Source organism: Embleya sp. NPDC008237 (assembly GCF_042956465.1).
Classification (GTDB): Bacteria; Actinomycetota; Actinomycetes; order Streptomycetales; family Streptomycetaceae; genus Embleya.
This window is the reverse complement of sequence record NZ_JBIBGL010000008.1, coordinates 390,634-406,148: the sequence shown is the minus strand read 5'-3', so window position 1 is coordinate 406,148 and position 15,515 is coordinate 390,634. Positions and strand designations below refer to the sequence as shown.

At 70.0% G+C, this 15,515-nt stretch carries 12 protein-coding genes; all 12 read left to right on the top strand.

Annotated elements, in window-relative coordinates; all coding sequences use genetic code 11:
- The 12 genes from ACFZBU_RS22945 (at position 1) to ACFZBU_RS22890 (ending at position 15,364) form a co-directional block, all read left to right on the top strand.
- Positions 1 to 2,607 carry an NADH-quinone oxidoreductase subunit G gene (locus ACFZBU_RS22945; protein WP_391585455.1) on the top strand — a complete coding sequence of 869 codons (2,607 nt, stop codon included), beginning with the start codon at positions 1 to 3 and terminating at the stop codon, positions 2,605 to 2,607.
- 11 nt (positions 2,608 to 2,618) lie between these two features.
- Positions 2,619 to 3,947 (top strand): NADH-quinone oxidoreductase subunit NuoH, encoded by a 1,329-nt coding sequence (gene nuoH / locus ACFZBU_RS22940; protein WP_391585537.1) that lies wholly within the window; start codon positions 2,619 to 2,621, stop codon positions 3,945 to 3,947.
- 4 nt (positions 3,948 to 3,951) lie between these two features.
- Positions 3,952 to 4,536, top strand: a complete 585-nt coding sequence (nuoI, locus tag ACFZBU_RS22935; protein ID WP_391585454.1) for an NADH-quinone oxidoreductase subunit NuoI — start codon at positions 3,952 to 3,954, stop codon at positions 4,534 to 4,536.
- Entirely contained in the window at positions 4,533 to 5,537 is a 1,005-nt protein-coding gene (locus tag ACFZBU_RS22930) for an NADH-quinone oxidoreductase subunit J (RefSeq protein WP_391585453.1), read from the top strand. The genes nuoI and ACFZBU_RS22930 overlap by 4 nt, the downstream gene beginning before the upstream one ends.
- A complete protein-coding gene (gene nuoK / locus ACFZBU_RS22925; RefSeq protein ID WP_020549317.1) occupies positions 5,534 to 5,833 on the top strand; it encodes an NADH-quinone oxidoreductase subunit NuoK in 300 nt (99 codons plus the stop codon). Before ACFZBU_RS22930 ends, nuoK begins: the two co-directional genes overlap by 4 nt.
- Positions 5,834 to 5,903: 70 nt before the next feature.
- A complete protein-coding gene (gene nuoL / locus ACFZBU_RS22920; RefSeq protein WP_391585536.1) occupies positions 5,904 to 7,838 on the top strand; it encodes an NADH-quinone oxidoreductase subunit L in 1,935 nt (644 codons plus the stop codon).
- Between the two features lie 64 nt (positions 7,839 to 7,902).
- Positions 7,903 to 9,540 (top strand): NADH-quinone oxidoreductase subunit M, encoded by a 1,638-nt coding sequence (locus ACFZBU_RS22915; RefSeq protein WP_391585452.1) that lies wholly within the window; start codon positions 7,903 to 7,905, stop codon positions 9,538 to 9,540.
- 2 nt (positions 9,541 to 9,542) lie between these two features.
- Positions 9,543 to 11,129: an NADH-quinone oxidoreductase subunit NuoN gene (gene nuoN, locus ACFZBU_RS22910; RefSeq protein WP_391585451.1), complete on the top strand. Its 1,587-nt coding sequence runs from the start codon at positions 9,543 to 9,545 to the stop codon at positions 11,127 to 11,129.
- 43 nt (positions 11,130 to 11,172) lie between these two features.
- A complete protein-coding gene (locus ACFZBU_RS22905; protein ID WP_391585450.1) occupies positions 11,173 to 12,183 on the top strand; it encodes a polyprenyl synthetase family protein in 1,011 nt (336 codons plus the stop codon).
- A gap of 247 nt (positions 12,184 to 12,430) precedes the next feature.
- Positions 12,431 to 13,501, top strand: a complete 1,071-nt coding sequence (locus ACFZBU_RS22900; protein ID WP_391585449.1) for an outer membrane lipoprotein carrier protein LolA — start codon at positions 12,431 to 12,433, stop codon at positions 13,499 to 13,501.
- Entirely contained in the window at positions 13,498 to 14,451 is a 954-nt protein-coding gene (locus ACFZBU_RS22895; protein WP_391585448.1) for an ATP-binding cassette domain-containing protein, read from the top strand. The genes ACFZBU_RS22900 and ACFZBU_RS22895 overlap by 4 nt, the downstream gene beginning before the upstream one ends.
- Complete coding sequence (locus ACFZBU_RS22890) at positions 14,438 to 15,364, top strand: ABC transporter permease (RefSeq protein WP_391585447.1); 927 nt, start codon at positions 14,438 to 14,440, stop codon at positions 15,362 to 15,364. Before ACFZBU_RS22895 ends, ACFZBU_RS22890 begins: the two co-directional genes overlap by 14 nt.
- Positions 15,365 to 15,515: the final 151 nt, after the last annotated feature.

Sequence of the window (15,515 nt, the reverse complement as noted above, 5' to 3'; positions counted from 1 at the left end):
ATGACAGTCACGACCAACACCCCCGCGGGTGGGCCGCCGGCCCCCAAGCCGGAGGACCTCGTCACCATCTCGGTGGACGGGATCGACGTCTCCGTGCCCAAGGGCACCCTGGTGATCCGGGCCGCCGAGCTGATCGGCATCCAGATCCCCAGGTTCTGCGACCACCCGCTGCTCGACCCGGTCGGCGCGTGCCGGCAGTGCCTGGTCGACGTCGAGGGCCAGCGCAAACCGCTCGCATCGTGCACCACCACCGTCACCGACGGCATGGTCGTACGCACCCAACTCACCTCCCCGGTCGCGAAGAAGTCGCAGGACGGGGTGATGGAACTGCTGCTGATCAACCACCCCCTGGACTGCCCCGTCTGCGACAAGGGCGGCGAGTGCCCGCTGCAGAACCAGGCGATGAGCGCGGGACGTTCCACCTCGCGCTTCGCCGAGGTCAAGCGGACCTTCCCCAAGCCGCTGCGGATCTCCTCCGAGGTGCTGCTGGACCGCGAGCGCTGCGTGTTGTGCGCGCGCTGCACCCGCTTCTCCGAGCAGGTCGCGGGCGATCCGTTCATCGCGCTGATCGAACGCGGCGCACTCCAGCAGGTCGGGATCTACGAGAAGCAGCCCTTCGAGTCCTACTTCTCCGGCAACACGATCCAAATCTGCCCGGTCGGCGCCCTCACCTCGACCGCGTACCGCTTCCGGGCCCGGCCCTTCGACCTGGTGTCCTCCCCGACCACGTGCGAGCACTGCGCGTCCGGGTGCTCGCTGCGCGCGGACCACCGGCGGGGCAAGGTGCTGCGCCGGCTCGCCGGCGACGAGCCCGAGGTCAACGAGGAATGGAACTGCGACAAGGGTCGCTTCGCGTTCCGTTACGCCACGCAGCAGGACCGGCTCACCTCCCCACTGATTCGGGACGAGGAGAGCGGCGAACTGGTTCCGGCGTCCTGGTCCGAGGCGCTGAGTGTGGCCGCGCGCGGGCTCGCCGCCGCACGCGGCAACGCCGGCGTCCTGGTCGGCGGCCGGGCCACGCTGGAGGACGCCTACGCCTACGGCAAGTTCGCCCGGGTCGCGCTCGACAGCAACGACATCGACTTCCGGGCCCGGGAGCACTCCGCCGAGGAGGCCGAGTTCCTCTCCGCCAAGGTGGCCGGCACCGGACTCGGCGTGACCTACGCCGACCTGGAGAAGGCCCCCGGCGTGCTCCTGGTCGGATTCGAGCCCGAGGACGAATCGCCGATCGTGTTCCTGCGGCTGCGCAAGGCCGCCCGCAAGGGCCTGAAGGTCTACGGCATCGCGCCGTTCGCCTCGCCCGGCCTGGTCCGGATGAAGGGCACCCTGCTGCGCGCGGCCCCCGGCACCGAGACCGAGTGGCTCTCCGCGCTCGGCGACCCGGCGGTCGAGGGCGAACTCGCCCGCGGCGCCGCCGACCTGCTGCGCACACCGGGCACCATCGTGCTCGTCGGCGAGCGCCTGGCGGGCGTGCCCGGCGCACTGGCCGAGGTCACCGCACTGGCCGCGAGCACCGGCGCCCGACTCGCCTGGATCCCGCGCCGGGCCGGCGAGCGCGGCGCACTCGACGCGGGTGCGCTGTACAACCTGCTTCCGGGCGGGCGACCGGTCGGCGACCCGGCGGCCCGCGCCGAGGTGGCCGCGGCCTGGGCGGTCGCCGACCTGCCCGGCGGCTACGGCCTGGACACCACCTCGATGCTCACCGCGGTCCGCGAACAGCGCCTGGCCGCCCTCGTGGTCGGCGGCGTCGACGTGGACGACCTGCCCGACCCGGCCGGCGCGATCGCCGCGCTGGACGCGGCCCGCTTCGTGGTCAGCCTGGAACTGCGGCACAGCGCGGTCACCGAACGCGCCGACGTGGTCTTCCCGGTCGCCGCGCCCGCCGAGAAGCCGGGCACCTTCGTCGACTGGGAGGGCCGGGAACGCCCGTTCGCCACCGTGCTGAAGAAGGACCAGCTCACCGGCGACCTGGCCGCGGTGATGTCCGACCTGCGGGTGCTCGACGCGATTGCCGAGGCGATGGCCGAGGAGCGCGAGGGCACCCCGATCGACCTGCCCTCGCTCACCGCCGCCCGCCGCGAACTGCGCCGGCTGGGCCGGTGGAGCGGCGACCGGGGGCCCGCCCCCGAGGGCCTGGCCCGCGAACTCCCGCGCCCCGGTGCGGGCGAAGCCGTACTCGCCACCTGGCGGCTGCTCCTGGACGAGGGCCGCGGGCAGGACGGCGAACCGCATCTGGCGGGCACCCGGCGTGCGCCGGTGGTCCGGCTGAGTGCGTCCACGGCCGCCGAGATCGGCGCCGAGGAGGGGGGTGGCGTCACCGTGACCTCGTTGCACGGGGAGGTCACGTTGCCGCTGCGCATCACCGACATGACCGAGCGCGTGGTCTTCCTGCCCGCGAACTCGCCCGGCTCCTCGGTGCGGCGCGCACTGCGGGTGGGCGCGGGCGAGGTGGTCAAGATCCGGCCGGCCGTGGTCGATCTCGCCCAGGCGGAGGGCCCCAACGGAAAGGGGCACGAAGTGCTTCCGAACAAGGGTGACGACGGGCGACGGGCGGGCGTCCCCGGCCTCAACGGTCGGACCGCACACGTTCATGAGGAGGAGCGGTGACGGACAGCGGCATGCAGCTCGCCGCCGTCGGGTTCGGCACCGACGTCTGGTGGCTGGTCCTGCTCAAGGCGGTGCTCATCTTCGCGTTCTGCGTCGTCATGACGCTGTTCGCGATCTGGTGGGAACGCAAGGTCGTGGCCTGGATGCAGATGCGCATCGGGCCCAAGTACACCGGCCCGCAGGGCCTGCTCCAGTCCCTCGCGGACGGCGTGAAGCTCGCGCTCAAGGAGGACATCACCGTCAAGGGCGCCGACAAGGCCGTCTACATCATCGCCCCGATCGTGGCGATGGTCCCGGCGTTCATGGCGTTCGCGGTGATCCCCTTCGGGCCCGAGGTCTCCATCTTCGGGCACCGCACGCACCTGCAACTGACCGACCTGCCGGTCGCGGTCCTCTACATCCTCGCGGTCGCGTCCGTGGGCATCTACGGCATCGTGCTCGCGGGCTGGTCCTCCGGCTCGACCTACCCGCTGCTCGGCGGGCTGCGCAGCTCGGCGCAGATGATCTCGTACGAGATCGCGATGGGCCTGTCGTTCGCGGCGGTGTTCCTCTACTCCGGCTCGATGTCCACCTCGGAGATCGTCGCCGCCCAGCAGGACACCTGGTACGCGGTGCTGCTGCCGGTCTCGTTCATCATCTACGTCGTCGCGATGATCGGTGAGACCAACCGCGCGCCGTTCGACCTCCCCGAGGCCGAGGGCGAGCTGGTCGGCGGATTCCACACCGAGTACTCCTCGCTGAAGTTCGCGCTGTTCTTCCTCGCCGAGTACGTGAACATGGTGGTGGTCAGCTCGCTGGCCACCACGCTCTTCCTCGGCGGCTATCTCGCGCCGTGGCCGATCACCGCGGTCTGGGAGGGCGCCAACTCCGGCTGGTGGCCGTTCCTTTGGTACTTCCTCAAGGTCCAGGCCTTCATCTTCGTGTTCATCTGGCTGCGCGGCACGCTGCCGCGGTTCCGCTACGACCAGTTCATGAAGATCGGCTGGAAGGTGCTGATCCCGCTCTCGCTGGTGTGGCTGATGCTGGTGGCCACCGTGCGCGCGCTCAAGAACGAGGGCTACGAGCAGTCCCGGATCGTGCTGTGGGTCGCCGGCGGCGTGGTCGCCCTGCTCCTGTTGTCGATCCTGTGGGACGCGGTCACGCCCAACCGGGACGAGGAGGCGGACGCCAAGGCGGCCGGACCCGAACCGTTCGACCCGATGGCGGGCGGCTTCCCCGTACCGCCGATGCCGGGGCAACAACTCCCGCCGGTGCCGCGCCGCAACGTGCGCAAACCCGAGCCGGTCGGGGTGCCGGCCGCGGCGGAGCCTCCGGCCGACCGCACTGAAGGAGAGGCATAGACCCGTGCCCAAGTTCCTCGGACCGGTCGCGGGGTTCGGTGTCACCTTCGCGACGATGTTCAAGAAGGCGAACACCGAGTACTACCCGTACGAGAAGAAGGTCACCGCACCGCGATTCCACGGCCGGCACCAGCTCAACCGGTACGCCGACGGCCTGGAGAAGTGCATCGGCTGCGAGTTGTGCGCGTGGGCGTGTCCCGCCGACGCGATCTTCGTGGAGGGTGCCGACAACACCGACGAGGAGCGCTTCTCGCCCGGTGAGCGGTACGGCCGCAACTACCAGATCAACTACCTGCGCTGCATCTTCTGCGGCCTGTGCATCGAGGCGTGCCCGACCCGGGCGCTGACCATGACCAACGAGTTCGAGCTCGCGGACACCAGCCGGGCGAGCCTGATCTTCACCAAGGAACAGCTGCTCGCGCCGCTGCACGAGGGCATGGTCCCGGCGCCGCACGAGATGTACCCGGGCACCACCGACACCGACTACTACCTGGGCAAGGTCACCGCGGCCGCGCCGGGCACGGTGACCCAGGGGCAGCCCCGCGAGGCGGCCGAGGTGCACGAGCAGGGGACGGAGGCGGGCCGATGAGTCCCGGAATCGACTTCGCGGCCGAGGTCACCAAGACCTCCACCGGCGAGGCGCTGCAGTTCTGGGTGCTCGCCGCCGTCGCGCTGATCGGCGCCCTGGCCACCGTCTTCATGAAGAAGGCGGTGCACAGCGCGCTCGCGCTGGTCACCACGATGATGTGCCTGGCGATCTTCTACCTGGCCCAGGGCGCGGTGTTCCTGGGCATCGTGCAGATCGTGGTCTACACCGGCGCGATCATGATGTTGTTCCTGTTCGTGCTGATGCTGGTCGGCGTCTCCTCGGTGGACTCGCTCAAGGAGACGCTGAAGGGTCAGCGGATCGCCGCCGCCGGGCTGGGCCTGGGCTTCGGCATCCTGCTGGTGTCGGCCATCGCCAACGCGTCCATCACGCACTTCACCGCGCTGGCCACCAAGACGCCGGGCAGCCGGCCGGTGTACCCGGCCGAGACGAACGACGAGGCGGTGCGCGCGGCGTCCGAGGGGAACGTGCAGGGCCTGGCGCACCAGATCTTCACCAAGTACATCTGGGCCTTCGAGATGACCAGCGCGCTGCTGATCACCGCGGCGGTCGGCGCGATGGTGCTCGCGCACCGCGAACGCCTGGTGCCGCGCAAGACCCAGCGCGAGTTGTCCGAGGAGCGCGTGCGCGAGAACAAGCAGGTCGCGCCGCTGCCCACGCCCGGGGTGTACGCCCGGCACAACGCCGTGGACGTGGCCGCGCTGCTGCCGGACGGCAGCGTCTCGCAGTTGTCGATCAACGGCACGCTGCGCGCACGCGGCCAGATCCGTGACGTCAGCGCCGAGGCGGTGCACAGCGTCGCCGAGTTGGAGACCGCCGGCGCGGACACCGACGACGAGGCGTGGCCGGACGAGTCGGACGGTCCCGCGTCCGCACCGGTGCCCACCGCCCGGCAGGAACACGACGACGCCGACTCTTCGTCGGGCGACGGCTCGGGCAACGAGGTTGCCGCCGGCGCAGGCTCCAAGGAGGGGCGCCCGTGAACCCGGTGAACTACCTGTACCTGTCCGCGCTGTTGTTCACGATCGGCGCGGCCGGGGTTCTGCTCCGGCGCAACGCGATCGTCGTGTTCATGTGCGTCGAACTCATGCTGAACGCGTGCAACCTCGCGTTCGTCACGTTCGGCCGCATGCACGACAACCTCGACGGCCAGATCATCGCGTTCTTCACGATGGTCGTCGCCGCATGCGAGGTCGTGGTCGGACTGTCCATCATCATCGCCATCTTCCGCAGCCGCCGTTCGGCCTCGGTCGACGACGCCAGCCTCATGAAGTGGTAGGTCGGAACCGGTGATCGAAACCTCCTCCCTGGCCTCCGGCGTCGTGCTCGCCAACGAGGGTGGCGGCGGGCTGCACTCCGTCGCGGCAAGTGGCGCGTTCTCGGCGCTGTGGCTGGTCGTCGGCCTGCCGCTGCTCGGTGCGCTGCTGCTGCTCGTCGGTGGCAAGCGCACCAACGCCTTCGGCCACATCCTCGGCACCGCGATGGCCCTCGGGGCGTTCGTGGTCGGCGTGCTGATGTTCGTGACCATGCTCGGCAAGGACGACGCGGACCGCTCGGTCGACCAGCACCTGTGGACCTGGGCACCGGTCAACGAGTTCCAGGCCGACATCGGCCTGCACCTCGACCAGTTGTCCATCGTGTTCGTGCTGCTGATCACCGGTGTGGGCTCGCTGATCCACATCTACTCGATCGGCTACATGGCGCACGACGAGAACCGTCGGCGCTTCTTCGGCTACCTGAATCTGTTCGTCGCGGCGATGCTGCTGCTGGTGCTGGCGAACAACTACCTTCTGCTGTACGCCGGTTGGGAGGGTGTGGGGCTTGCCTCCTACCTGCTGATCGGCTTCTGGCAGCACAAGCCCAGCGCTGCGACGGCCGCCAAGAAGGCGTTCATCATGAACCGCGTCGGCGACTTCGGTCTGGCCGTGGCGATCTTCCTGATGTTCACCACGTTCGGCACCTTCGACTTCGCCGACGTGCTCGGCGGCAGCGCGAGCGCGAGCGACGGCACGATGACCGCGATCGGCCTGATGTTGCTGCTCGCCGCGTGCGGCAAGTCGGCCCAGTTCCCGCTCCAGGCCTGGCTCGGCGACGCGATGGAGGGTCCGACCCCGGTCTCCGCGCTGATCCACGCGGCGACCATGGTCACCGCCGGCGTGTACCTGATCACCCGGTCGGCGGAGATCTTCAACGCCTCGCCGGACGCACAACTGGCGGTCACCGTCGTCGGCGCGATCACCGTGCTGTTCGGGGCGATCGTGGGTTGCGCCAAGGACGACATCAAGAAGGCGCTGGCCGCCTCCACGATGAGCCAGATCGGTTACATGATCCTGGCCGCGGGCCTGGGCCCGATCGGCTACGCGTTCGCGATCATGCACCTGGTCACCCACGGCTTCTTCAAGGCCGGGCTGTTCCTGGGCGCGGGTTCGGTCATGCACGGCATGAACGACGAGGTCGACATGCGCCGCTACGGCGGCCTGCGCAAGTACATGCCGATCACCTTCGTCACCTTCGGCCTGGGCTACCTGGCGATCATCGGCTTCCCGCTGCTGTCCGGGTTCTTCTCCAAGGACAAGATCATCGAGGCGGCGTTCGCCAAGGGCGGCACCTCGGGGTGGATCCTGGGCGCGGTCACCCTGGTGGCGGCCGGACTCACCGCGTACTACATGACGCGCGTGATGCTGATGACCTTCTTCGGCAAGGAACGCTGGAAGGAGGCGCCTGCCGGCGCCCCGGCCGACTGGCACGAGCCGCACCCGCACGAGTCGCCGGTCTCGATGACCGGCCCGATGATCCTGCTCGCGTTCGGATCGGTGTTCGCGGGTGGCCTGTTCGTGCTCAACGAGTCCTTCGTGAAGTGGCTGACGCCCGTCACCGGCTTCTCGCACGGCGACCTGCCGATGAGCGAGTGGGCGATCACCGGTCTGGCGCTCTCGATGGTCGCGCTCGGCTCGGCGGTGGCCTACGTGCAGTACGCCCGCCGGGACGTGCCCGCGGTGGCACCGGCCGCGAGCCTGGTCACCGTCGCGGCGCGGCGGGACCTGTACCAGGACGCGGTCAACGAGGGTTTGGTGATGCGGCCCGGCCAGTACCTGACCCGCCTGCTCGTGTGGTTCGACAACCGCGGCGTGGACGGATTCGTGGGCGGACTCGCGGCGTTCTTCGGCGGCACCTCGGCGCGTGTGCGCAAGGTGCAGACCGGATTCGTGCGTTCGTACGCGCTGTCCATGTTCGGCGGCACGCTGCTGGTCGTGGCCTGCACGCTGATGGCTCGGATGGCCTGAACATGACCATCCGGACACGACCCCAGATCGCCCACCCCGTAGGCGCCTTGGCGGAGGGACTTCGATGAACGGCCACTTTCCCTGGCTGACGACGCTCGCGGCGCTGCCGTTCGTCGGCGGGCTGTGCGTCGCCGCCGTGCCGGCCGGCAAGCGCAAGCTCGCCAAGAACGTGGCGCTGCTGTTCAGCCTGCTCACACTCGCCGTCGCGATCGTGGTCGCGACCAAGTTCGACAATCACGGCGACCGCTTCCAGATCACCGAGAGCTACAGCTGGATCTCCTCGTTCGGGGTGCGCTGGTCGCTGGGCGTGGACGGGATCGGCCTGGTGCTGATCCTGCTCACCGCGGTGCTGATGCCGCTGCTGATCCTGGCCTCGTGGCACGACGCGGACGACGCCCCGGTGGGTGCCGACGGCGTGGTCGGCACCGGCAAGGCCGCGCCGCGCAGCACGCACGCGTTCTTCGCGCTGATGCTGCTGGTCGAGGCCATGGTGGTGGTGTCCTTCGCGGCCACCGACGTGTTCATGTTCTATGTCTTCTTCGAAGCCATGCTGATCCCGATGTACTTCCTGATCGGCGGCTACGGCGGCGCGCAACGCTCGTACGCGGCAGTGAAGTTCCTGCTCTACAACCTGCTCGGCGGACTGGTCATGCTGGCCGCCGTGGTCGGTCTGTACGTGGCCACCGCCAACCAGGGCATCGGGATCGACGGGAACGGCACCTTCGACTTCGTGAAGATCTCGCAGGCCGTGGCCACCGGTCAGCTGGACATCGACCCGACCGCGGAGAAGGCGCTGTTCCTGGGCTTCATGTTCGCGTTCGCGGTCAAGGCCCCGCTGTGGCCGTTCCACACCTGGCTGCCGGACACCATGACCGAGGCCACGCCCGGCATCGCGGTGCTGGTCACCGCGATGGTGGACAAGGTCGGCACGTTCGCGATGTTGCGGTTCTGCCTGGAGATCTTCCCGAACGCCTCGAAGTTCTTCGCCCCCGTGGTGATCACACTCGCGGTGATCGGGATCATCTACGGCGCGCTGCTCGCGGTCGGCCAGACCGACATCAAGCGGCTGATCGCGTACACGTCCATCTCGCACTTCGGTTTCATCATCCTGGGCATCTTCGTGATGACCAGTCAGGGCCAGTCGGGCGCGACGCTGTACATGGTCAACCACGGCTTCTCCACCGCGGCCCTGCTGCTGATCGCGGGCTTCCTGATCACCCGCCGCGGCAGCAGGACGATCGCCGACTTCGGCGGCGTGCAAAAGGTCGCCCCCGTTCTCGCGGGTACGTTCCTGGTGGCCGGACTCGCGACCCTCTCGATGCCGGGGCTCGCCCCGTTCGTGAGCGAATTCCTGGTGCTGGTGGGCGCGTTCGCGAAGTACAAGGTGGCCGCGATCTTCGCCACCACCGGCATCGTGCTCGCCGCCCTGTACGTGCTGGTGCTGTACCAACGCACGATGACCGGCCCGCTGCGGCCGGGCAATGAAAAGCTCCGCGACCTGGTGCCGCGCGAACTGGCGGTCGTGGTACCGCTGATCGCGTTCCTGCTCGTGCTCGGCGTCTATCCCAAGCCGGTGCTCGACGCGGTGAACCCGGCCGTGGACCACACGCTCAGCCGGGTGGAGCAGAAGGACCCGGCGCCCACCAAGCCCATCGAACAGGCCGCGGGCACCGAGGCGCACACCACTGGAGGCTCCAAGTGAGCATGAGCACCGCCGCAACGGCAACGCTCGCCGTGACGAAGGTGGACGCGCCCACCATCGAGTACGGCAAGCTCTCGCCGATCCTGATCATCGCGGGCGTCGCCGTGGTGGGCGTGCTGATCGAGGCGTTCCTGCCCCGACCGGCCCGCTACCGCGCGCAGCTCACGGTGGCCCTGGTCGGCATGATCGCCGCGTTCGGCGCGGTCGTCTGGCTCGCCCGGGACCTGCCGGACGACCACCGCGGCAGCATCACCGCGATGGGTGCGGTCGCCGTGGACGGCCCGTCGCTGTTCCTCCAGGGCACGCTCCTGCTGATCGGCATCGCCTCGGTGCTGCTGATCGGCGAGCGCAGGCTGGAACCGGCCGGCGGCGACGCGTTCGCCCCGCAGGCCGCGGCGGCGCCCGGCAGCCAACAGGAGAAGGACGCGGCGGCGGCGGGCTGGACGCAGACCGAGGTCTACCCGCTGACCATGTTCTCGCTGGTGGGCATGCTGCTCTTCCCGGCGGCGAACGACCTGCTGATGATGTTCGTCGCGCTGGAGATCCTGTCCCTGCCGCTGTACCTGCTGTGCGGGTTGGCCCGGCGCAACCGGCTGCTCTCCCAGGAGGCCGCGCTCAAGTACTTCCTGCTCGGCGCGTTCTCCTCGGCGTTCTTCCTGTTCGGCGTGGCCATGCTGTACGGCTACTCGGGCAGCGTCTCGCTGGACAAGATCGGGGTCGCCTCGGCGGGCGCGATGGACAACGACGCGCTGCTGCTGATCGGGCTCGCGATGGTCGCCGTCGGCCTGCTCTTCAAGGTCGGCGCGGTGCCGTTCCACTCCTGGACGCCGGACGTGTACCAGGGCGCGCCGACCCCGATCACCGGGTTCATGGCGGCGGCCACCAAGGTCGCCGCGTTCGGCGCGATGATGCGCTTCTTCTACGTCGCGCTGCCGGGCATGCGCTGGGACTGGCGGCCGGTGATGATCGGCGTCGCGATCCTGACCATGGTCGCCGGTGCGATCATCGCGATCACCCAGACCGACGTGAAGCGGCTCCTCGCCTACTCCTCGATCGCCCACGCGGGTTTCATCCTGACCGGAATGATCGCGATGAACGACGCGGGCGTGTCGTCCACGATGTTCTACCTTGTGGCCTATGGGTTCGTCACCCTGGGTGCGTTCGCGGTCGTCACATTGGTCCGCGACGCCCGCGGCGAGGCGACCCACCTGTCCCACTGGGCGGGTCTGGGCAGGCGTTCCCCGCTGGTCGCAGGAGTGTTCGCACTGTTCCTGCTCGCCTTCGCCGGCATCCCGCTGACCAGCGGTTTCGCCGGAAAGTTCGCGGTCTTCCAGGCGGCGGCGCGAGGCGGTGCGGGCAGCCTCGTGGTGGTCGGTGTGCTGTGCAGTGCGATCGCCGCGTTCTTCTACGTGCGGGTGATCGTGTTGATGTTCTTCTCGGAGCCCAAGGCCGACGGTCCGACGGTTGTCGTACCGAGCGTGATGACCACCGCTGCCATCGCGCTCGGGGTAGCCGTTACCGTGGTCCTTGGCATCCTCCCGCAGCCGGTACTGGACCTCGCGGACAAGGCAGCCTTGTTCGTCCATTAAGCAAGACGCAGAGACTCTGCGTGATCGACAGGAGAGAACCGTCATGGCGATCGTGGGGCCCTTCGGGCTGAGCGTCACGGACGAGACTCTCGACGCCGAGATCAGGGCGGGGATGGCCGCCGTGGAGCAGGAGCTCCTGGCGGCCACCAAGAGCGAGTTCCCCTACCTGACGCAGACCTCGCGGCATCTGGTCGAGGCGGGCGGCAAGCGGTTCCGGCCTCTGCTGGTGCTGCTCGCCGCCCAATTCGGCGACTGGCAGGCTCCGGGCGTGGTGCCGGCGGCGGTGGTGTGCGAGCTGACCCACCTGGCCACGCTGTACCACGACGACGTGATGGACGAGGCCCCGCTGCGGCGCGGCGCACCCAGCGCCAACTCCCGGTGGGACAACTCGGTGGCGATCCTGACCGGCGACTTCCTGTTCGCCCGGGCCTCGGAGATCGTCGCCGACCTGGGCAACGAGGCGGTGCGGATCCAGGCTCGGGCGTTCGCTCGGCTGGTGACCGGCCAGATCCGCGAGACGGTCGGCCCGGGCCCGGGCGACGACCCGGTCGAGCACTACCTGTCGGTGATGGCGGACAAGACCGGCTCGCTGATCGCGGCATCCGGCCAGTTCGGCGCGATGTTCGCGGGTGCGGACGAGCACGTGGTGGACATCCTGACCCGGTACGGCGAGCGGTTCGGCGTCGCGTTCCAACTGGCCGACGACGTGCTCGACATCGCCAGCGAGGCGACCGAGTCCGGCAAGACGCCGGGTACCGACCTGCGCGAGGGCGTGCCCACGCTGCCGGTGCTGCACCTGCGGGCGGGGGTGACCGGTTCGTCGCCGGCGGCCGACCGACACCTGCTCGAACTCCTGGACGGGCCGATCACGGACGACGACGAGCACGCGGAGGCGCTTTCGCTGCTGCGTGGGCATCCGGCGCTGGCGAAGGCCCGCGAGGACACTCGGCGCTATGCCGAAGCCGCTCGGGAGGTTCTGGCACCGCTGCCGGAGTGCAGTGCGAAGCAGGCGTTGGCCTCGCTGTGCGAGCTGGTCGTGGAGCGCAGCGCTTAGTTTTCGGTGCCGGCCCGCCCACCCGTGACCCCGGGTGGGCGGGCCGCGGCCTTCTGCGGGAGTGCTCGGCGGCTGCTCCCCCGGGAGTAGCGCGTGGGGTGGCGAGTCACCATCAAGTCCTGTGCTCGGGCGTACCGCACGTCTTGAGGTGGACGTTTTCCGGTGACGTTCGGCGGACGCCGAGTGGCCGGTACCGATGATCCCCTTGTGGTGTCGCATTCGACACTCGAATCAGGGGGCAAGCTCCATGACTCGCACCACCCGCCGTTCCGTTCCGTGGCGCTTCGCGGTGCCGGCCGCGATCGCGGCGGCAACCGTCGGTGCCGTGACATTCGGCCCGACCGCATTCGCCGACGACTCGCATCCGGGGCTACCGGAGCAGACCGCCGACCAACTCGTGGCCAAGGTGGCCGCCGCCCGGGCCGACGCGCTCACCGGCACCGTCCGCATCGACACCGACCTGGGTCTGCCCGCCCTGCCCGGCAAGGCAGGCGGCAACGGCCCGCAGGCACTGCTGTCCGGCACCAACAGGCTCCAGGTGGCCCTGGACGGCCCGGACCGGCAGCGCATCGGCCTCATGTCCGACCTGGCCGAGTACAACGTCATCCACAACGGCCGCGACGTGTGGACCTACGACAGCCGCGCGCACGCGGTGACGCACGGCACGGTCGACCAGGGCCGGCCCGACGTCGCCTCGCTGGTGCCGACCACGCCGCAGGACGTGGCCCGGCAACTGCTCGACCTGGTCGGCCCGACCACCGACGTCCGGGCCGACGGGACCGGCCGGGTCGCCGGGCACGACGTGTACAAGCTCCGCTTCGCACCCAGGGCCCAGGGCAGCCTGATCGCCGCCGCGACGGTGTTCGTGGACGCCAAGACCGGGGTGCCGCTGCGGGTGACGGTGGACACCGTCAAGGGCGGCAAGCCCGCGATCGACATCGGCTTCGAACAGATCTCGTACGACAAGCCGGCGGCCGGCACCTTCGACTTCAAGCCGCCGGCCGGGGCGCAGGTCAAGGAGGTGGCACCGAACGAGGCACGGCCCCCGGCAACCGGCACGCCGAGTGCGCCGGCGGCGCCGACCGGGGGGCATGCCGCCCCGGGCCTGCTCGGTGAGGGCTGGGCGACCGTGGTCGAACTGCCCGCCGGCGGCGACGCCAAGGACGCCACCCGGCTGTTGGGCAAGCTGGGCAAGCCGGTTCCGGGCGGGACGCTGATCAACACGCGTCTGGTGAACGTGCTGAGCACCGACTCGGGCCGGGTCTTCGCCGGCGCGGTCGACGCCGACACGCTCCAGCGGATCGCGGCACAGCGATGACCGCGTCCACGGCGGTCGGCACCGCCGCGATCCGTACCGAGGGGCTGTCCAAGCGCTACGGCCGGGACCGGCTCGCCGTGGACGGACTCGACCTGACCGTGCCGGCCGGCTCCGTCTTCGGGTTCCTCGGGCCCAACGGTTCCGGCAAGACCACGACCATCCGGATGCTGCTCGGCCTGATCCGGCCGACCGGCGGTTCGGTCACCCTGCTCGACGGCCCCATGCCCGGGGCCGTCGGGCAGGTGTTGCCCAGGGTCGGCGCGCTGATCGAAGGCCCGGCCCACTACGGTTTCCTGACGGGTCGGCAGAACCTGGACCGACTGGACGCCGCCGACCCCACCTCGGACTCGCGCACCCGCGCCGCCCGGGTGGACGAGGCGCTGGCCAAGGTCGGCCTGACGGCGGTGGCCGGGCGCAAGGCGCGGGCCTACTCGCTGGGCATGAAGCAGCGGCTGGGCATCGCGTCCGCGCTGCTGCGACCGCGCGACCTGCTGGTGCTCGACGAGCCGACCAACGGCCTGGACCCGCAGGGGATGCGTGAGATCCGGGCGCTGATCCGCGGGTTGGCCGCGGACGGCACGACGGTGTTCCTGTCCTCGCACCTGTTGGACGAGATCGAGCAGGTGTGCACGGACGTGGCGGTGATGAGCCACGGCAGGCTGATCACCCAGGGCACGGTGGAATCCCTGCGCGCCGGCACCCGGGCCCGGCTGGTCGTCACGACTCCCGACGCGGAGGCGGCGGTCGTGGTGCTGGACAGGCTCGGCGCGACCGACATCGTCACCACCCGCGACGGCGTCGAGGCCGACCCGGCGCCGCTGGAGCCCGACGAGGTCTGCGCGGCGCTGGTCCGCGCCGACGTGCGCGTGCGTTCGTTCACCCTGGCACGACCGTCCCTGGAGGACGCGTTCGTCGCCCTGACCGGAGAAGGCTTCGATGTCACCGACTGACGCACTGCCCAAGACGGGTGTCCTGTCGCCCGCGTTCCGGTACTCGGCGGCGAACGAGACGTTCGGGTCCGAGCGGGCGCCGCGGCTGCGCGGGCTGATGCGCAGCGAGTTGCGCCTGGTCTTCCTGCGCCCGCGCACGGCCGCGATGCTGGGCTTCCTGGCCGTCGTACCGGTCATCCTCGGGGTGGCTCTGCGCTACTTCCACGACGGCGGCTCCTCGGGCGGGGGCGGTGGCGGCGGGTCGATGGACTTCGTGAACCAGGTGACCGGCAACGGGTTGTTCCTGGTGTTCGCGTCCCTGGCCGCCGCGCTGCCGTTCTTCCTGCCGATGACGGTCGGCGTGGTGGCGGGCGACTCGATCGCGGGCGAGGCGCACGCGGGGACGCTGCGCTATCTGCTGGTCGCGCCGGCCGGCCGCACCCGGTTGCTGGTGGTGAAGTTCGCCGGTGTGCTGGCGTTCTGCCTGGCCGCGACGCTCACGGTCGCGCTGTCCGCGCTGGTGGTGGGCGCCGCGCTGTTCCCGATGGGCGACGTGCCGCTGCTGACCGGCGACACCATCTCGATGGGCGAGGCGTCCTGGCGGGCGTTGTTGATCGCACTGTGCGTGGCGGCCTCGCTGGTGGGCCTCGCGGCGATCGGGTTGTTCGTCTCGACGCTGACCACGGTGCCGGTGGCGGCGATGGCCACCACGGTCGGCGTGGTCGTCGTGACCGCGATCCTGACCGGCATCCCGCAGTTGTCGGCGCTGCACCCGTGGTTGTTCACCGACGGCTGGATGAGCTTCGGCGACCTGCTGCGGAACCCGATCCCGACCGACGAGATCATCCGCAACCTCGGTATCCAGACGGCGTACACGGCCATCTTCGGTGCGGCGGCCTGGGCCCGAATGACCGAGCGCGACATCACCACGTGAGCCGAACCGGGCAGGGCATGGCGGCGACGTCGCGGCGGGCGGGGAGAGCGTGTTGTCCACGTCGGGCGAGAGCGGCCGGTCTCGGTCGTCGGCCGGGAGCGGGCCAGGCTTTCGCGCACACACGTTCTCCCCGTACGGCTTCTCGGGTGCG